Genomic DNA, 17389 nt, shown 5'->3' on the forward strand with positions numbered 1-17389 from the left:
CGAACACGCTTCGCCTGGCACTCATAGGCGGCGGTCTCGATCCCAAGGAAGCGTCCGATAAGGTCGCGGCATACGCGCCGATGCAAAGCCTATCCGCATCGATGCTTCTCGCAACCTCGATCCTTCAGAGCCTCTATTTCGGCCCATCTGACGAGGACGAAGCATAATGGAACGGCTTGAACTGAAGGCGGCGATCACCGTCACCGACGAAGGCGCGATCGAGGCTATCGCCTGGCCGTTCGGCTCCGCTGATCTCACCGGCGATGTGATCGAGAAGACCGCAGACATCGACGGCGATCTCCCGCTCCCGATGCTTTGGCACCACGACGGCGCGCAGACCATCGGCGTCTGGGACCACGTTGAAGTCACCGAACGCGGCATCGAGGCCAAGGGCCGCTTGCTCATCAATGACGTTGCCCGCGCCCGCGAAGTCCGCGCGCTGATCATCGAGAAGGCCGCGACCGGCGTCTCGATTGGCTTCGTCAATCGCAAATCCAGCGTTCGCCGTGGCGGCGGTCGCAATCTCCAATCGCTGACACTCAGAGAGATCAGCGTCACCCCGACGCCAGCCCATCCCGGCGCCCGCGTCATCAATCTGAAGGCCGATGCATCGGCAACCTCAAAGGACACCATGGAAAACGAAACGACGGTCGCCGCGCCGGATAACGCGGCATTCGAGGCGGCTATCGCAGCCGTTGAAAAGAAGGCGATGGACCGCCTGGATAAGGTGCTCGCCAAGCTCAATCGTCCGGCTGTCATCACTGATCAGAAGTCCGACGAAACCGTCGAGCGCAAGGCGTTCGAGTCCTTCGCCCGTCGCGGCGTCGAGCGCATGAACACCGACGAAGTTAAAGCCCTTACGGTCTCGAACGACACCGCCGGCGGCTACCTTGCACCCGAACAGTTCCTCGCCGAGATCGAGAAGAACCTTGTTCTCTATTCGCCTATCCGTCAGGTCGCGAAGGTCGCGGCAACGAGCGCTGGCGAAATCCTTCTCCCCAAGCGCACCGGCACCATGACCGCGAAATGGGTCGGCGAGACCGCTACCCGCACCGGCTCGCAGCCGTCCTATGGTCAACAGAAGTTCGATATCTACGAGATCGCGGCCTTCACCGATATCTCGAACCGTCTTCTCGAAGACGCGGCCTTCAACATGGAAGGCGAACTCGCTTCGAATTTCGCTGAAGAGTTCGGCCGCCTCGAAAGCGCGGCCTTCATCAATGGCGATGGCGTCGAGAAGCCGAACGGCATCCTCGCAAACACCGAGATCGAGACCGTCGAAACCGCAGCCGCCTCGATCTCCGCTGATGACTTGATTGATCTCTATCACTCGCTCCCGGCCTTCTACGCCGCGAACGCCGTCTTCGCGATGAACCGCAAGACCATCGGCGACGTGCGCAAGCTGAAGGACGCAGACGGTCGGTTCCTCTGGACCGATAGCCTGGTCGCCGGCAACCCTTCGACCATCCTGGGCCGCCCCGTGATCGAGTTCGCTGACATGCCTGATCAGGCAGCCGGCGCGATCCCGGTGATCTTCGGCGACTTCTCGAACTTTCGCATCTTCGACCGCGTGGGTCTCTCGATCCTTCGCGATCCCTACACGATGCAGACCGAAGGTCAGGTCCGCTTCCATGGCCGTCGCCGCGTCGGCGGTGCCGTCTCGAAGGCTGAAGCCTTCAAGTTCCTGTCGAACCAGGCGTAAGGGGAGGATTGAACCATGGGCAACCAGGCTTCCAAGCGGACCCGCTTCTACATCGGCACCCCGTGCGAGCGGGACGCCGACATGACCGCAATCGCGACCTGGACCGAAGTCCTGGACGTGACCGGCTTCGACGGCGACATCGGCGACGAGTCCGAACTGATCTCCTACGAGGTCTATGGCGAGGACAATCGCGTCCGCAAACTCAAAGGCACGCGCAACGCTGGCAACGTCTCGATCACGGTCGCACGTCTTCCCAATGATGCAGGCCAGGCCGCAATGCGCGCCGGTGAACTCGCCGACTCCCCGATCGCGTTCCGGTGCGACCTGGCGAACGGCGACAAGGTCATGTTCCCCGCGCTCGTCATGTCGGCGAAGCGCACGATCGGCGACGACGTTGTTCGGATCTCGTATCCGCTCGAACTCACCGACGACGTTACCGAAGTCGCGGCGGCTTAAACCATGACGACGCGGCTCGCATCCGAAAGCATCATGATCACACTCGACGGCACGTCCGCCGAGTTGGTCCCAACGTTGCGGGCCGCACTTCGCCTTGCTCGTCGCTATGGCACGTATTCGAACCTCATCGGGAAGCTTTCCGAAGGTTCGATCGAGGCCGTCGCCGACGTGATCGCCGAGGGTAGCGGACACCGCTCCGCACTCCCGGCGGTCCTGGTTGAGGTCGAGACCTATGGCCTGATCAAAATCATGGCCTTGATGATCCCGGCCCTGGTCGAGTTCGTCATTGCGCTCACCGGCGCTTCCCCTGACGACAAGGCAGATAAAACGTCGAACGGCGTGCCTCCTACTTGGAATAGCTTTCACGAAGAGCTTTTCTCGATCGCAACGGGATGGCTCGGATGGTCGCCAGCCGAGGCATGGGCCGCAACACCCGCCGAGATCATCGCCGCACGTAAGGGCCGTGAAGCCATGCTGAAGGCGATCTACGGATCGAGCGAAGGCACTGGCGAGCCTACCAAACCGCACGACGAAATGACCTTGGACGAACAGGCGATGGCCGTGTTCGGCGGCGGTCGCAAGCGTCAGAAGGCGCGGTGACATGCCGACCCGCCCGCCCCGGCTTTGCGGTTGCGGTCTTGTGGTGGCGTCTGGCGTCCAATGCGCTTGCCAGATCAAACGCAATGCCGAGCGCAAGGCCCGCCACGATCGAGACCGTCCTAACGCAAACGCACGCGGCTATTCCTCGAAATGGCGGGAAGCTCGCAACGGCTTCCTCGCCAAACACACCAAATGCGTCCGATGTGGCGCACCCGCTACCGTAGTTAATCACCGTGTCCCCCATAAGGGGGACAAGCGCCTCTTTTGGTCGCGCTCGAACTGGGAAGCCGTTTGTGCTCCCTGCCACAACGGGCCGATCCAATCCGCCGAAAAGAAACCGAGATAATGGCACTCCCGACCTTCACACCGCCTTGCAATCCATCGCCAGGAACGACCGAGACGCACGAGCCGAAGGTGCTCCGCGCCGAGTTCGGCGACGGCTACACGCAGGCAACGGCAGACGGCATCAACCACGACCGCGCCGATCTCGAAGCGACCTGGGAAATCCTGACACCTGACGAGCGCGACGAGATGGTCACGTTCTTCAAGGCACGTGGCGGCTATGCGCCGTTCTTCTACAAGTTCCCCTGGCACGCCGAGGCGCTGAAGTGGACCGTCGCCCGTTGGACGGAAACGATCGTCTCTGGCTCCTACCATCGCATGACCGCGACGTTCCGTCAGTCCTTCACGATGGCGAACTAATCATGAGGAAGACATACACCCACGACGGCAAGACGCTGACGATCACCGAATGGTCGAGGTTGCTTTCGGTCAGTGTCCCGACGCTTCTCTATCGCCTTCAATCAGGTTTCGCGCCCGAGGACGTCTTCACATCGAAGAAGCACAGCACTTGGAATGCGATGAAGCCAAAGCCGGCTGGCTCAAAGATCAAACAGCGTCACGCTGACAAGGATAGCAAGCGCGCCGAGTGGCATCGCCAGAACGTTGAGCGTGAAGAGCGTTTGCGCCAAGCACGAACGCACCACGCCGAGATCGAGGCTGAAGGTAAGGCGATCGTTGCCAGAACGCTCGCAGCGCTGAAGCAGAAGCGCGCCTATGAGCGCGCCCGTATCATGGCGCTTGAGGTCAAAGAAATCGACTTCGGATCGATGACACCGAAACGCGCCAGAAAGCCGATCGATCACGCCTATCAGCCGACCAAAGACGGCATCTTCACCGCGTTCGAGAAGGGGGCGGGGGCGGGTGAAAGCTTGGTCTATCGCCAGAAGACCGGCGGTGTCTCCTTCGTGCAAGAGAGTCACGAAATGGGATTTTTTCCAAACCACGAAGCGATGAATTGACGACATGACGATTGTAACGACTGACGAATTGAAATTGCACCTTCGCCTGGACCTGGCCGACGCGAGCGAGGATGCCTTCCTCGCCGACTTGATCGAAGCCGCGACGGCGCACGCCCGCGCCTATGTCGGTGCGCTTCCCGATCCTGTTCCAGCTGACGTGAAGATCGCCATTCGGCAGATCGCCGCCGGGCTATACGAAGACCGGGAAGGGACGGGACCGATCAACACAGGCCCGACGGCTTTGCTCAATGCGTATCGAGCTTGGGAATTCTAAGATGGCCCGCACATCTGATCAACTCAAACGCCTTCAGAAGCGCATGGCAGCAATCCCATTGGCGGTGCGCGAGGCCATAATCCCGGCTCTCGACCGATCGGCAGATCAGCTTGTCGCGGCGGCGAAGCACCTCGCTCCAGAAGACGACGGCGACCTTCGGGACTCGATCCGCAAAGAACCAGGCGAGCATGAGCTTCAGCGCAAGATCGTCGCCGGTGACGAAGCGACCTTCTACGCGACATTCGTTGAGCACGGCACCGCCGAGACGCCCGCGCAACCGTTCTTGTTTCCGAGCTACAGGCTCAATCGAAAGCAGATCGAGGCCCGGATCAAGCGTGCCGTGAACAAGGCCGTGAAAGACGAATGGGGTAAGCGATGATCGATCCATCCCTCGACCTTCAGGCCGCCATTCGTGAGCGCCTGGTCAACGATGCTGGCGTCACCGCACTCGTCACGCCTCGCGCCATCCGCGACGGCGGCGGTCGCCCTGACGACTTCCCCACTATTCTCTTTGGACCCTCGCAAACCGTGCTCGAACCCATCACGTTTTCACGACACCACGTTCGATGCTTCGTGGATCTTCACGTTTGGACCCGCGAAGTCGGCACCGTCATGTCGAAGACCATCGCGGCAGTGGCGATCAACGCCTTGACCGTCGCGCCAGCCCTCGCCGGCTTGCTCGATTTTCAGGTCGATGGCGTTCGTTATCTCCGCGATCCTGGCGACCTGGGACACGCCGTGATCTCGATCTCAGCCTTGTTCGAGGGCGCGCGATGAAGGCCGGCAAGCTCGATCGCAAGATCGCCCTCGAACGCGAAGTCGAGACGGTCGATCGCTACGGCACGCCGTCGAGCGTCTGGACGCCGATCGCGACCGTCGCGGCGCAGCGCGTCACCGCCTCGACCGACGAATTCCTCGCCGCATCCGGCGAGCGCACAGAGACGGCGATGGTCTTCCGTGTTCGATACCGCACCGATGTGCGCCTGTCCGATCGCGTGACGTTCGAAGGCACCGCGTTCAACATGATCGAGATCAAAGAACTCGGACGCCGCGAAGGTCTCGAACTCCGGTGCGAGGCTAGACGATGAAGGGACGCAAACCCGAGACCGTCACCGCCGGATCGCATCCAATCACAACCGTCCCGACGCCGCCGACCTGGCTATCGAAGGACGCTAAGGCCGAATGGCGGCGCGTTGCGCCCGTGCTTGTCGAGCGCGGCGTGCTGACGATCGCCGACCTTGGAACGCTCGAAGGATTTTGCGTAGCGCAGGGCCTCATTCGTTCGTGCCAGCGCGTGCGCGACACCGAAGGCGATTTCTACACCGCACCAACCGGCCCGAAACGGCACCCGGCGGTGACGACGCAGGACGCCGCCTTGAAGACCGCGCGCCTGTTCGCCGCCGAGCTTGGCCTGACGCCCTATGCACGATCCCGAACCGCCATCGCCGGCGATGGCATCCGCGAAGCGTCCGATACGGATGATCTCGGACTATGAGCGACACCTATCCTTATTGGTTGTTCGATAACTCGCCGATCGATGATCCGGCGATCTTCGAAACCCCGTCCGGCGAGATAATCGGCGGCGGCGAGCGTGCGGTTCGTTTCATCCGCGCCCTTCGGCATCCGAAGACCGGCAAGCCGTTTCAACTCGATCGCTGGCAAGAGCGCCTAATCAGACGGATTTACGGGCCGCGCGATGCCGATGGACACCGGATCGTTGAAGAGGTTGTTATGATGATCCCGCGCGGCGGTCGAAAGACGACGCTTGGCGCGGCGCTCGCACTTTTGCATTCGATCGGTCCCGAGCGTGTCCCGCACGGTCAGGTGATCCTTGCCGCCTATGATCGCGAACAAGCACGCATCGCCTATGACGAGGCGTCCGGCATCGTCGCAGCGCGCAAGGAAACCAAGGCCGCAACTCGCGTGCGTGACTTCGTTCACGAGATCGAGCACCGCGCTTCCGGCGCAACTCTTAAAGCCGTGTCGTCCGATGCCGCAGCGCAGAACGGAAAGACGCCGAGCTTCGTCTTGATCGATGAAATCCACGCTTGGAAGAAGCGCGGCCTTTATGACGTGCTTCGAACCGGCCTGACGAAGACCGAGAACACGCTTTGCGTCGTGATCTCGCAGGCGGGCCGTGGCACTGATAATCTAGCAGACGAAGCTTTCGGTTATGCCCGTAGGGTGGCCGCTGGCGAGATCACAAAGCCGTCGCTTCTCCCGGTGATCTTCGAGACGCCGAAGGACGCGGATTGGCGGGACGAAGCCTTGTGGCACCGTGCAAACCCCGGCCTCAAGTTCGGTTATCCGGTTCTCAAAAAAATGCGCACGATGGCAGAAGAGGCCGAAAACCGGCCTGCCATCCGTGAGAAGTTCCGAAACGATCACCTGAATATCTGGCTCGACAAATCGACCGATCCTTTCGTGGATATGAGCATCTACGACAAGGGTAGCACCCCGATCGATCTCGACGCCCTTGCCGGTGCGCCTTGCTGGATCGGCGTCGATATGAGCACGACAACCGATCTAACCGCAGTGGTCGCGGCGTTCCGCGATCCTGACGACGAGGACGGCTTCGTCGTGATCCCGCACTTCTTTATCCCTGGCGACAACGTGCGCGCCCGTGGCGAGCGAGACGGCGTTCCATATCCGACCTGGGCCGAGGAAGGGCACCTCACGCCGACGCCTGGCAACGTCATCGATTATCGCGCTGTCGAGCAACACATTCGCGATCTCGCCGATCGCTTCGACGTGCGCGAGATCGGCTTCGATCGCGCCTACGCGATGCCGGTCATGTCGCCCCTTCAGGAAGACGGTTTCCCGGTGCTGACAATTGCGCAAGCGCCAGTTCAACAGAGCGGCGCGCTTGCCACCCTCGAACGCGCGATCATCGGCGGAAAGCTCCAGCACGGCGGGCACCCGGTGCTTCGTTGGAACTTCGCGAACATCGCCGTGCAAACTGGATCGACCGGGCTTCGCACGATGAACAAGGGCAAAAGCACCGATCGCATCGATGGCGCGGTCGCGTGCTGGATGGCCGTCAGTCGCGCGGCCGCTAACGACGCACCCCCGAAATCCATCCTTTTGAGCGAAAACGCCGCCGACTACGCGGCCTGGTAGGACACCAATGGCAAGAACAGACGAACAGGAACTCGCAATCCGCCTCGAGGCGAAGATCCGCGACTTCGAACGGTCGATGGACCGCGCCAGTAAGGTCGCGGCGAAGAACTTCACGCGGATCGAGCGGGACGCCGAGAAGTCGTCGGCGAACCTGAAAGGCATTTTCTCGAAGGCCGGCGAGGGAATGAGTGCGGGCCTGAAGGCGGGCATCGCTGGTGTTGCGGCGATCGGTTTTGCCGGCATTGTGAACCAGGGCCGTGAACTCGCGCGATCCCTCGCGAACGTTGGAAACGAGGCGAAGCGCGCCGGCTTGTCGGCGAAGGCGTTTCAGGAACTCAGCTACGTCGCCCGTATCAACCGGATCGAGGTCGACGCCCTGATCGACGGCATGAAGGAATTGAACCTTCGCGCTGACGAGTTCGTCGTGACCGGCACCGGCTCCGGTGCTGACGCCTTCAAGCGCCTGGGCTATGGCGCGAACGAACTCGCCGCCAAACTCGAAGACCCATCGGCCTTGATGGTTGAGATCATCGAACGGATGGAGCGCCTGGACAAGGCGGCGCAAATCCGTGTTGCCGATGAACTCTTCGGCGGCACCGGCGGCGAGCGCTTTGTCGAGCTTCTGGACCAGGGCGCGGACGGTATCCGCACGCTGATTAAAGAGGCGAACGACTTCGGCGTCATCATGGACGACAAGATGATCGCCAAGGCCGACGAGGTCGACCGCAAGTTCACGGCGATCACCGAGACAGTCGGCACGAACCTCAAGCGCGCCATTGTCGAAGCCGTGTCGGCGCTTGGCACGTTTATCGATCAATTCGACAAGATCGACGACCGCGCGACGGAAAGCATCCGCGCCCGCCTCGAATTCGAGTTGAAGCAGCGCGACCAGGCCGTTGCCGCCTTGGGCCGCATGGGTGGCATCGCCGACGCGGTCACGCAAAAGCAGATCGACCAGTCGAACCGGACGATCGCCGCCCTTCAGCGCGAGCTTGCCGCACGGGACAAGACGAACGCGGGCATCGCCAAGACCGGCGACGAAGCATCGTCGGCAAAGCCCTCTGTCGATCGCCTGAACTCCGCGCTGTCCGGCGCGAACGCCGCCGGCATGAACGGCGCGGCGGGAATGAACGCCTTCGCAGCCGCCATGCGCGAGTTGAAGAACGAGATCCCCGAACTCGCCGAAGAGCTTGCCAACCTCGACGCGAAGTCGCGGATCGACGCCACCTACAAGGCCGCGCTCGCGAATGCCACGTCGGGCCGCGAGGCAACGGGCGCGGGCATCCTCCGCGACCAGGCGATCGGCGCGTTACGGTCGAAGGACGCACGCGAAGCCGCCGACAGGGGAATGCTCGATCTCATCGGTTACGCCGAGGGCACCGATAAAGGGCGCGGCTACAACGAGACGCTTTCTTACGGCGCATATTCCGGCGGCGACCGAAACCTTACCGAGATGACCCTGACCGAGGTTTTGGGGATGCAACGGCAGATGCTCGCGCACCCCGATAACAAGTTCAATTCGAGCGCAGCCGGGCGCTATCAGATCGTCAGCAAGACGTTGCGCGGCCTCATCGATGAAATGGGCCTCACCGGCGGCGAGCGCTTCGACCCCGAAATGCAGGACCGCATGGCGATGCAGTTGCTTCGCCGTCGCGGGAACAACGTCGCGGGCCTGCGACACGAATGGGAAGGTCTTCGTCGGATCGATTCCGATCTCATTTCCCGCGCATACGACGGCGCCAGCGTCTCCATGCCGGCGGTCGATCCGGGCATCGCCGACAATCGCGCTAAGATCGAAGATCAACAGAAGGCCGCGATCGAAAAGGCCCGCGCTTCTGACGCCGATAGTCGTCAGGCGCGCATGGACGGCAATGCCGAGGCCGCACGCGCCTATTCTCAGAATCTCAAAGACCAGGCGAAGGCATACGGCGAGATCGTCGCCGGTGCGCGGCAGTATTCGACGGAACAGGTCGCCGAGCGCCAGGCCCTCACGATGACGGCGACGGCGGCGGCGTCGATGCGCTACGAAATGGACATGCTCAACCAGGCGACCCGCGCCGGTCTCGAACTCACACCTACGCAGCGCGAGAACATTCGCCGCCTCGCTGTCGAAATGGCGAATGCCGAAACCGCTACCATGACCTTCGCCGCATCGCAGGAAGAGGCACGCGCAGCGCAAGAAGCGTTTCGAGGTATCGCACAAGGTGCGGTCTCTGGCCTGATTTCCGACCTTCGCCAAGGCAAAAGCGCCGCCGAGGCGTTCGGGAACGTCTTGAACTCGATCGCCGACAAGCTCATCGACATGGCGATCAACAACCTGTTCGCGAACGCTTTCGGCGGTGGCCCTGGCGCGACCAGTGGTGGCGGCGGCACCGGCGGGAATTGGCTTGCCGTCGCTGGCAAGGTGATCGGCTCGCTCTTCGGCGTTCCGGCCTTCGCATCTGGCGGCAAGGTCTCTGGTCCCGGCGGCGGTCGCGACGACAAGATTCTCGCCAGGCTCTCGAACGGCGAGTTTGTTGTCAACGCGAAGGCGACCGCGAAGAACCGCGCGCTTCTCGAAGCCGTCAACTCGAACCGGCTCCCGGCGTTCGCCGATGGCGGCATGGTCGCACCTCGCCCGCTCGCCTCGCCCCGCTTGGCGTCGTCAGGCGGCGGCACCGGGCAGCCGGTCAACATCACTTCGACGGTCAACGTCAACGCCAGTGGCGGCACACCGGAACAGAATGCCGATCTCGCGCGGCAAACACAGAAGGCTGTAGATTCTCAGGTGCGGGCCATCGTCCAGCAAGAAATGCGATCGAACCAGCGCGCCAGCCTAGGAAGGCGATAATTCCGCTCGCAAACAATACACACTTAGTGTAGAATGGGCTATCTGAAACAGAAGGCCCATTCTCATGGCATCAATCGCCAACATTCGACTTCACCCCGCCCGCCTCGAGCACCTCAAGAATATCGCGATCCTCGAAGCGTGCACGCAAACAGAAGCCCTGGAAATGCTGATCTCGCGTGAGCTTCGAGCACGTCCCGAGATCGATCGAATTGACCGGCTTCCTCTTCACGTCGCCAATGGCCGCGTCTGTCCCGACATCGGCGACGTTGGCACCCCGACGTTTTCGCCTAAAGAGGCCGGCGCATTCGCATCTGTAATCTTGAAGGTTTTGGACGGACCGAAAGGACGCGGCACGTCTCTCACCTTCGGCGCGGATGGCGAGGCGAAGATTACTGTTGGCCGTCGCGGTCGCGGTATCTTTCTTCGGATCGAATGGCCGGACACTGAGATGTTTGCCGAAGAGACTCTGACCGTCTCACTGGCACGCGATTACGTGCGCCAACTCCTGAGAGCGGCGCAGAACGCCGACACTGACGAAGCGGCGTAAGAGACGACCTTGGGCGAGCGCGGTGGACATTGCAGGATCAACGGCGTCGAAGTTGACGCCGCGACGTTCTTCGCCGAGCTGGACAAGCTTCCAGCTCGCGAGCCGTCGGATTTTGTAAATTGGGAGCGCCCGAAATCATGGTCCGAAGAACTGGTCGAAGCCGTTGCAGCGCAGGGCGTTGAAGCCCCTGCGAAGAGGGCACTTCCAGCGCCCCAAACGCACCGGCCTTTAGTAAGGGGTGGAACACAACACCCCACACCATCCCTCACCACACGCAAGCGCAGGCACATCGCAGACGACACCACGGCAAGCGCTCTCCATGATGCACTCGCCGCGCACGGGCTCCCGCTCCACGCCGTCACGGTCAGGCTCTCCGCCGCGTTCCAGCGCAAGGCCCTGGCGCAGGCCGCGCCCCTGGACTGGTTCCGGCGTGCTTTCAATCGCTGGGCGAAGGCCGCGCTTGGTTTCGTCCCACCGGCGGTCTTCGCATCCGGCATTGAAAGCGCAGGCGGTGACGACTTCCATATTCACGCCCTTGTCGCAGCCGCCGACGAACACCTGAAGATCATCCGGCAAGTCCTGAAGCTCGCCGCTGGCGTCTCAGACGATCCCCGGTTCCGCGAGCGGCAAGTCGTCATCAAGCCGTGCAGAGACGCCCGGTGGACCGCGTATTGCCTGCAAAACGCCGAGGAAGCCGAGCGCAAGGGCGTTCCCGGCAAGCACATGATCACGAGCCGGGAAGTGCAGAAGGCCGCGACGGCAATCCGAGCACATAGGCGCGAAGCATTGAAGACCAAAGAAGCGGCAAGATATGAAGTAAATAAGTCAACGCTTACTTATCAGAAATGCGAAAATATTTGCAAAACAGCAGAAATCAATCTTGCAGAACGTCCGGCGCTGACTCATAACGTGCTGTCCGATCCAACAACGGCGGACCTATCCCTTAAAGAGAACCATAACGATGCTGGAAGCATACCTGCCGACGCCTCTCTACAACGCGTTGATCGAGCGGTTGGTCGAAGCGGCCTTCATAAACACTCCCGGCTTGACCGAACTCGCCGATCCCGACGCGATCAAGATCGCCCTGGGCGAGTTCGGCGGCGTCTGGCCAGACACAATCAGAGAAGAGGCATAGGCGATGCAGCACCCTACGCATGGACCCGTGCACCCATTGCCAGACGCGTCCGACTGGCTCGCCCGCATGGTTGTCGAAGGGCACATCAAGCCGCAGCCGCGAAGCGCGCCACCGGCCCGCCCTGATAAGATCGAAGGTGACTCGATCTCCGCATAAAAAACGTTATATTCAGGCGATTAGGAGATAATGATGACCGCAAGTAAGTCGACTGTTTGGGCAGCTGCCGCCCTTAATCTGGGCGCTACAACTCTTGTCGGCGCTTTCACTGCGATTGCGGTCACGAGCCAATGGAGCACGGCGGAGACGCTAGGCCGGCACACCGAGATTCTTAATCAACAGACCAAATTGATGGAAGCTCAGGCGACGCGTCTGGACCAACTTGGCACGGAAATTAACGAGACGAACCGCCGACTTCAGATTTCCCAGACGGATATTGGTATGCATCTGGCAAGCGCCGGCATCTCAGTTAATGAAGACGTGACTATGGAACTGATCTCTGATCAGATCGTGGCGTTCCCTATGACTACGGCAGCGAAGCAACTCTTGATTGACAAGAATCTTGAGCCGATCGCGATCACGCCGGCGATCAATGGATATGTTCTGGACGCCCAAAGCGTGGAGATCATCAACGGCGCGATCTCGAATAGTGAAAGTCCTGATAACTCCAATCAGGTCCTAAAATCTCCAGGGTGGCTCAAAAACGAGCGCTGACATTTTGTCGGAAGCGCTTTTCAGGATCGCTGTTCAGGCTTGATATGTTGGGCCTGAATAGGCTTGTGCGGACCTGATATGGTTAATCTAGCCCCACACCACGGAAACGTGCATTATCGCGCGACGAATTGAACGGAGACTCACCAACACCCGGCAAAGAAAAAAGCCCCGAAGCGGGGACCGCGACGAGGCTTCTCAAAACTGTTTAGCGACTCTTGAGATAGCCCCCTCCACAGTCTTAGTCAACAGATCGCGGATCGCCGCCACGGGAAAGTTTTGCCTAACGCAAGGCTCAACCCATGCAGCTACACCTACACGAACCGGCAGCCCCGCCGGTCTCGCCGCTCTTTCTTGAGCGGGCGGCAATCTGGCGCGATCACAGTGCCGGATTGATCTCGCTCGCCGAGGCGCAACGCCGATCGGCAGCGCTCACGACGCCCGAGGAACGACCGGCTCGCCAGCTTCGGCTTTCCCTGCCGCGCCGCGCATCTACACCCCGTCCCCGACACGACCGGCCCGCGCCCCGAGCTTCTGATCAATACGCCGCGCCCATGGCGACGACGGCAGCGCGCGACGATCGCCTCACCCCGAACGCCAAGGCCCTGCTACAGGTCATCCGCGCCCGGTGCGGCAAGGGCACCACGACGTCGACGTGCAAGAGCACGCTGGCGAACATCATGTCGCGCTCGACACGCACGATCCGGCGCTACCTCTTGGACCTGGCACGATGGGGCTATGTCGAGCTTCAGACCCGTCGCGGGCGCTCCGGTCTCGACACGGGCCTCGTCATCAAGATCACCGCCGCCGCCCTGCCGTTCTTCGCCGAGCCGATGGGCCTCGCCCGTTGGCTCGCGCAGAAGACCGAGCTTCCAGCCTTCGAACCAGCATTCCCAGGGGTGACACTTCTGACACCCAAAAACCCAACCAGAAATATCTCCTCTATGCCAAGGCAGGAAAGGGCTTTGGATTGGAAGGGTCTGTTCCGCCAACCGCCCGGCTGACGCTCGCCACCGGGCTTCCCCGGACGAAGATCAAGCATTCTGAAGCACATGGCACCGACCGATCGACCGGGCTGTGCAGATAGGTCGCGATCGTCGCCATGTCGGCGCAGAAAGCGACAATGCTGATCACCGTCACACCTATGAGGTGGACCAGGCGGCGTTTGGTTTTTGGGGGTTTCATCGGGCACACCTCTTCATTGAAACGAATCAATGTTCAGGTGCTTTCGGTGCCGATTTCTTATGTGCGCCGATTTTCGGACCGTTGGCAATAGGCAGATCTAGCCCGATCCTTTCTCGCCAACAATAAAACGACATTCTATCTGTTTAAGTCATTGAAATATATGGATAATTTAAGCGTCCACGGGTTTCGTCTCAATGCGGTAACCGGTGTGGTTGAATGCGTCCTCAATGGAGCAAATACCAGCGTAACGATTGCACAAGGTAACGATGCGATCTTTCTCATGTCGTGAAACCGCCAAAAGGCAACGCCGTGAAAGTCATCGCCATCGCCAGCCGCAAAGGCGGATCGAGCAAGACGACGCTCGCCGTCCATATCGCGGGCCTCGCCGGTGCGATCATCCTCGACGCCGATCCGCAGGGCAGTGCCGGCGAATGGTATGGAGAACGCGAAGCCGAGACGCCGCTTGTAATCGAAGTCAGGCCCGGTGAGCTTGTCGAGCTTGTCGAGCAAGCCCGCGCCGAGAACGCACCCGTCATCATCGATACGCCGCCCCACGCCGAGGCGTCGATCGCCGAAGCCATGCGTGTCAGTGACTTGGTCCTGATACCCGTGCGCCCATCGCTCTTCGATCTACGAGCCGCCGGTGCAACCTTCGACATGGCGAAAGCCCTCAAGGTTCCCGCGGCGGTCATTCTCACCCAATGTCCCGCATCCTCGATCATCGGCGAGCCGTCGATCGTCAAAGAGGCCAGGCAATACCTCGCCTCGATCGACGCGCCGGTGCTGAAGGCGACGATGGGATCGCGCGCCGCATACCAGCACGCCTTGATCAGTGGATCGAGCGCCGACGAATACGAACCCGCCGGTAAGGCCGCGAAAGAGATCGCCGCCCTATGGAAAGAGATCAGGAAGCACCTCGCATGACGAAACGCCCCTCACTCGCCGATCGCGCCCGCAAGCCGTCAAAGGCCGAAGAGACCACCGCAGCCTCTAAACAGGTCGAAGCGCCAAAGCGCGCCAGGCGCGAATATCGCTCAATCCTCGCCAAGGTGGATGACAAAACCCATGCGCAGCTTCGCATTATGGGGATTGAGCAGGATCAGCCTGTCGGCGATCTTCTGGTCGAAGCGCTGAACCTCTTATTCGAGAAGCACGGCAAGCCGCAGATCGCGAGGAAGATCGTCGCATAATATGCGATGGTTTTGCACAAGATCCCTTGACGGTGCGATTGTGCGAGAGGGAAAAAAGCTACAGGGTGAAACATGATGAAACACCGGATGGCGTGCAGTCGCTCCCGGTTTTCGCCTGCTAAGTGCAGATGATGGCGATGGGCTGCTACCCACCGCCATCAAAGTTGACCAGATGACCGAACGAGGTTTGGACCCCCGTCGATCACCTGGCGAGTGAAGTGTGGACCTCCACTCTTTGCGCACCGATCGAGGTATGGACGCCCGATCGTCCGGAATAGGCTGGGCTTGAATCCAGCATCACCGACTTGTTCGAAGAAGCGAGGGTCAGGCTGCAACCAGGGCCCTCGCTCTTCTAGAATCACTTGTATGGCGTGCTTCCGATAAGGGGAAGCTATCTAGCCGGCGCGTCCACAATCTTTCAGTTTTTTGTAGGTCGCCCGGTTCAAAGCTGGTGCCCCGCCCGAGCCCGTTAAGGTGCGTAATGTGCTTTATGGAACTGATCAGGAAGCATCCGCGAAGCTCTCGCAAGCTTTCTGAAGCCTGACATTCGCCGTTCTCCAGATCGACTTTCGGAACCAAGAAAATCGTTCGCTGAAAATCGTCCGCCTGGCGACCGATTACTTTTCCCACGATTTCAGCGAAACACGGTGTCACGACATAAAAAATTGCATGTCGTGAAAATAATGCTTGTGCAGAAATGCAACACATGGGAGAATATGCAACACAAGAATAGAAGGGGTTCGTTCTTGTGCTCCTAGAAAGCACCGAGCCTTAGTTGGCTCGGTGCTTTCACAAGATTTCAGAATAGGTAAGAATAAACGTGTCATTCGATCGTTTAAAGCATCTGGTCGAAAAAGCATTCGGCGCGCCGGAACAGAAGGCCGCGCCGACTTTCCCTTATGACACGTTCGGCCTCGACGCTTTCCTTTCACCCGCAACCATCTCGAACGTCGCCGTCACTCCGCAAACCGCTATGCGCGTTCCTGCCGTCGCGGCGGCGGTCAATCGCATCGCACAGTCGATCGGCTCCATTCCCGCTCGCATCGTTCGCACGGTCGATGGCTCGACGGTCGCCGCTACGGATCATCCCGCTTACCGTCTTGTCGCCAAGGCCCCGAACGATCGCGTCACCGCCGGCAAGCTCCGCGAGCGCCTGGCCTATGACGCCTTGCTTCACGGCAACGCCTTCGCGTTTGCCAACCGCGTTGGCGGTCGCGTGATCGAGATCGTTCGTCTCGATCCGCACGCCGTCTCGATCCAGATCGACACCACAACCGGCGAGGCGATCTATCGGTCGACTACCGACAAGAACCGCATCCTCGATCCCCGCGACTTGATCCACATTCAAGCCCCGGTCTCTTTCGACGGCGTCACCGGCGTCTCGCCGATCGTCCTGGCACGCGAGGCCATCGCACTTGCGATCACCATGGAAGCCCGCGCCGCGAAATTGTTCGGAACGAGCGCCCGACCCGCTGGCGTGATCCAGGCCCCAACCGGCCTGGGTCAGACTGAGATTGACCGCGCGAAAACGAACTGGAAAGCGTCGAACGAGGGCGTCGAGAACGGGGGCAAGACGCCGTTCCTCAGTGACGGAATGACATTCAACCCGCTGACTTTCTCATCGGTCGACGCTCAGTTCCTCGAAATGCGCCGCGAACAAACGGTCGAGATCGCCCGCGCCTTCGGTGTTCCGGCGACGATGCTCTTCGAGCTTTCGAAGGGCGGCTTGAACAACGTCGAGCACCAGTCGCGCGAGTTCGTGAACTTCACGCTCGCGCCGTGGGTCTCGACCTTCACCGGCGAGTTCGAGCGCGCCCTTCTGTCTGAAGACGAGCGCGACGAATACGCCGTCGAGTTCGACACCGACGCCCTTCTCGCTGTCGACACTGCAACTCGCGTCGACCGTATCCACAAGCTCCGCGCCGCTGGCGTGCTGACCGCGAACGATGTTCGGCGCGAGGAAGGCTATCCAGCCCTGCCAGACGGCGACGTTCTCGGATCACCATTCACGACTTCAAATTCCAACGACACGACGACACCCGCGTCGTCAGATAGTGAGACCGTAGCATGACGCCACACCGCGCGTTCTTCGGCGATGGCGACTTCGACTTCGCTTTGCAGCCTGATCAGATTGCCGAGCTTGAACGCCTCACCGGCGTCGGCATCGGCGCACTTTGCCGCCGGCTCTTCGCTGGCGACTTCGCTTATTCCGACCTGACGAACACGCTTCGCCTGGCACTCATAGGCGGCGGTCTCGATCCCAAGGAAGCGTCCGATAAGGTCGCGGCATACGCGCCGATGCAAAGCCTATCCGCATCGATGCTTCTCGCAACCTCGATCC

Annotated in this window: 21 protein-coding genes; 20 read left to right on the forward strand and 1 reads right to left on the reverse strand. The window is 60.8% G+C overall.

The window, feature by feature from the left end; all coding sequences use genetic code 11:
• Positions 1-166 precede the first annotated feature (166 nt).
• The 11 genes from U0C82_RS18665 (at position 167) to U0C82_RS18720 (ending at position 7453) form a co-directional block, all read left to right on the forward strand.
• Positions 167-1702 carry a phage major capsid protein gene (locus U0C82_RS18665; protein WP_322189335.1) on the forward strand — a complete coding sequence of 512 codons (1536 nt, stop codon included), beginning with the start codon at positions 167-169 and terminating at the stop codon, positions 1700-1702.
• Positions 1703-1717: 15 nt separating this feature from the next.
• Positions 1718-2158, forward strand: a complete 441-nt coding sequence (locus U0C82_RS18670) for a phage tail tube protein (RefSeq protein ID WP_322189337.1) — start codon at positions 1718-1720, stop codon at positions 2156-2158.
• A 3-nt stretch (positions 2159-2161) separates the two neighbouring features.
• Positions 2162-2758, forward strand: a complete 597-nt coding sequence (locus tag U0C82_RS18675) for a hypothetical protein (RefSeq protein WP_322189339.1) — start codon at positions 2162-2164, stop codon at positions 2756-2758.
• A 345-nt stretch (positions 2759-3103) separates the two neighbouring features.
• Positions 3104-3460: a phage tail protein gene (locus U0C82_RS18685; RefSeq protein WP_322189343.1), complete on the forward strand. Its 357-nt coding sequence runs from the start codon at positions 3104-3106 to the stop codon at positions 3458-3460.
• Between the two features lie 2 nt (positions 3461-3462).
• Positions 3463-4059: a hypothetical protein gene (locus tag U0C82_RS18690; protein ID WP_322189345.1), complete on the forward strand. Its 597-nt coding sequence runs from the start codon at positions 3463-3465 to the stop codon at positions 4057-4059.
• A 4-nt stretch (positions 4060-4063) separates the two neighbouring features.
• Complete coding sequence (locus tag U0C82_RS18695; RefSeq protein WP_322189347.1) at positions 4064-4333, forward strand: head-tail connector protein; 270 nt, start codon at positions 4064-4066, stop codon at positions 4331-4333.
• A 1-nt stretch (position 4334) separates the two neighbouring features.
• Positions 4335-4712: an HK97-gp10 family putative phage morphogenesis protein gene (locus U0C82_RS18700; protein WP_322189349.1), complete on the forward strand. Its 378-nt coding sequence runs from the start codon at positions 4335-4337 to the stop codon at positions 4710-4712.
• Positions 4709-5110, forward strand: coding sequence for a DUF3168 domain-containing protein (locus U0C82_RS18705; protein WP_322189351.1), 402 nt, complete (start codon positions 4709-4711; stop codon positions 5108-5110). Before U0C82_RS18700 ends, U0C82_RS18705 begins: the two co-directional genes overlap by 4 nt.
• A complete protein-coding gene (locus tag U0C82_RS18710; RefSeq protein WP_322189353.1) occupies positions 5107-5421 on the forward strand; it encodes a phage head closure protein in 315 nt (104 codons plus the stop codon). Before U0C82_RS18705 ends, U0C82_RS18710 begins: the two co-directional genes overlap by 4 nt.
• Complete coding sequence (locus U0C82_RS18715; RefSeq protein WP_322189355.1) at positions 5418-5828, forward strand: phage terminase small subunit P27 family; 411 nt, start codon at positions 5418-5420, stop codon at positions 5826-5828. The genes U0C82_RS18710 and U0C82_RS18715 overlap by 4 nt, the downstream gene beginning before the upstream one ends.
• Positions 5825-7453 (forward strand): terminase large subunit, encoded by a 1629-nt coding sequence (locus U0C82_RS18720; protein ID WP_322189357.1) that lies wholly within the window; start codon positions 5825-5827, stop codon positions 7451-7453. The genes U0C82_RS18715 and U0C82_RS18720 overlap by 4 nt, the downstream gene beginning before the upstream one ends.
• Here the strand turns inward: U0C82_RS18720 and U0C82_RS19065 are convergent.
• Entirely contained in the window at positions 7389-8396 is a 1008-nt protein-coding gene (locus tag U0C82_RS19065) for a hypothetical protein (protein WP_322189359.1), read from the reverse strand. The two genes, U0C82_RS18720 and U0C82_RS19065, sit on opposite strands and share 65 nt — an antisense overlap.
• Positions 8397-8561: 165 nt before the next feature.
• Here U0C82_RS19065 and U0C82_RS18730 point away from each other — a divergent pair, with 165 nt between their 5' ends.
• The 9 genes from U0C82_RS18730 to U0C82_RS18770 form a co-directional block, all read left to right on the forward strand.
• Positions 8562-10283, forward strand: a complete 1722-nt coding sequence (locus U0C82_RS18730; protein ID WP_322189361.1) for a lysozyme family protein — start codon at positions 8562-8564, stop codon at positions 10281-10283.
• 64 nt (positions 10284-10347) lie between these two features.
• On the forward strand, positions 10348-10830 hold the full coding sequence (locus U0C82_RS18735) for a hypothetical protein (RefSeq protein WP_322189363.1): 483 nt from the start codon (positions 10348-10350) through the stop codon (positions 10828-10830).
• A 9-nt stretch (positions 10831-10839) separates the two neighbouring features.
• Complete coding sequence (locus U0C82_RS18740) at positions 10840-12090, forward strand: hypothetical protein (protein ID WP_322189365.1); 1251 nt, start codon at positions 10840-10842, stop codon at positions 12088-12090.
• A gap of 64 nt (positions 12091-12154) precedes the next feature.
• On the forward strand, positions 12155-12676 hold the full coding sequence (locus U0C82_RS18745; RefSeq protein WP_322189367.1) for a hypothetical protein: 522 nt from the start codon (positions 12155-12157) through the stop codon (positions 12674-12676).
• Between the two features lie 551 nt (positions 12677-13227).
• Positions 13228-13677, forward strand: coding sequence for a helix-turn-helix domain-containing protein (locus U0C82_RS18750; RefSeq protein WP_322189368.1), 450 nt, complete (start codon positions 13228-13230; stop codon positions 13675-13677).
• A gap of 490 nt (positions 13678-14167) precedes the next feature.
• Positions 14168-14782, forward strand: coding sequence for a nucleotide-binding protein (locus tag U0C82_RS18755; RefSeq protein ID WP_322189370.1), 615 nt, complete (start codon positions 14168-14170; stop codon positions 14780-14782).
• A complete protein-coding gene (locus U0C82_RS18760; RefSeq protein WP_322189372.1) occupies positions 14779-15048 on the forward strand; it encodes a ribbon-helix-helix domain-containing protein in 270 nt (89 codons plus the stop codon). The genes U0C82_RS18755 and U0C82_RS18760 overlap by 4 nt, the downstream gene beginning before the upstream one ends.
• Before the next feature lie 820 nt (positions 15049-15868).
• Positions 15869-17119, forward strand: a complete 1251-nt coding sequence (locus U0C82_RS18765; RefSeq protein ID WP_322189374.1) for a phage portal protein — start codon at positions 15869-15871, stop codon at positions 17117-17119.
• Positions 17116-17389, forward strand: a 274-nt coding sequence (locus tag U0C82_RS18770; RefSeq protein ID WP_322189376.1) for a gene transfer agent family protein, incomplete at its 3' end; no start/stop codon positions are given. The genes U0C82_RS18765 and U0C82_RS18770, both read left to right, overlap by 4 nt.

Origin of the sequence: Fulvimarina uroteuthidis, from assembly GCF_034321785.1 — a bacterium.
In the GTDB taxonomy this organism is placed as follows: domain Bacteria; phylum Pseudomonadota; class Alphaproteobacteria; order Rhizobiales; family Rhizobiaceae; genus Fulvimarina; species Fulvimarina uroteuthidis.

Coding starts and splice junctions, on each gene's coding strand:
- U0C82_RS18700 (WP_322189349.1), top strand. CDS start 4,335: ATGGCCCGCACATCTGATCAACTCAAACGCCTTCAGAAGCGCATGGCA.
- U0C82_RS18675 (WP_322189339.1), top strand. CDS start 2,162: ATGACGACGCGGCTCGCATCCGAAAGCATCATGATCACACTCGACGGC.
- U0C82_RS18715 (WP_322189355.1), top strand. CDS start 5,418: ATGAAGGGACGCAAACCCGAGACCGTCACCGCCGGATCGCATCCAATC.
- U0C82_RS18720 (WP_322189357.1), top strand. CDS start 5,825: ATGAGCGACACCTATCCTTATTGGTTGTTCGATAACTCGCCGATCGAT.
- U0C82_RS18695 (WP_322189347.1), top strand. CDS start 4,064: ATGACGATTGTAACGACTGACGAATTGAAATTGCACCTTCGCCTGGAC.
- U0C82_RS18745 (WP_322189367.1), top strand. CDS start 12,155: ATGACCGCAAGTAAGTCGACTGTTTGGGCAGCTGCCGCCCTTAATCTG.
- U0C82_RS18685 (WP_322189343.1), top strand. CDS start 3,104: ATGGCACTCCCGACCTTCACACCGCCTTGCAATCCATCGCCAGGAACG.
- U0C82_RS18760 (WP_322189372.1), top strand. CDS start 14,779: ATGACGAAACGCCCCTCACTCGCCGATCGCGCCCGCAAGCCGTCAAAG.
- U0C82_RS18735 (WP_322189363.1), top strand. CDS start 10,348: ATGGCATCAATCGCCAACATTCGACTTCACCCCGCCCGCCTCGAGCAC.
- U0C82_RS18730 (WP_322189361.1), top strand. CDS start 8,562: ATGAACGGCGCGGCGGGAATGAACGCCTTCGCAGCCGCCATGCGCGAG.
- U0C82_RS18750 (WP_322189368.1), top strand. CDS start 13,228: ATGGCGACGACGGCAGCGCGCGACGATCGCCTCACCCCGAACGCCAAG.
- U0C82_RS18710 (WP_322189353.1), top strand. CDS start 5,107: ATGAAGGCCGGCAAGCTCGATCGCAAGATCGCCCTCGAACGCGAAGTC.
- U0C82_RS18705 (WP_322189351.1), top strand. CDS start 4,709: ATGATCGATCCATCCCTCGACCTTCAGGCCGCCATTCGTGAGCGCCTG.
- U0C82_RS18690 (WP_322189345.1), top strand. CDS start 3,463: ATGAGGAAGACATACACCCACGACGGCAAGACGCTGACGATCACCGAA.
- U0C82_RS18670 (WP_322189337.1), top strand. CDS start 1,718: ATGGGCAACCAGGCTTCCAAGCGGACCCGCTTCTACATCGGCACCCCG.
- U0C82_RS18665 (WP_322189335.1), top strand. CDS start 167: ATGGAACGGCTTGAACTGAAGGCGGCGATCACCGTCACCGACGAAGGC.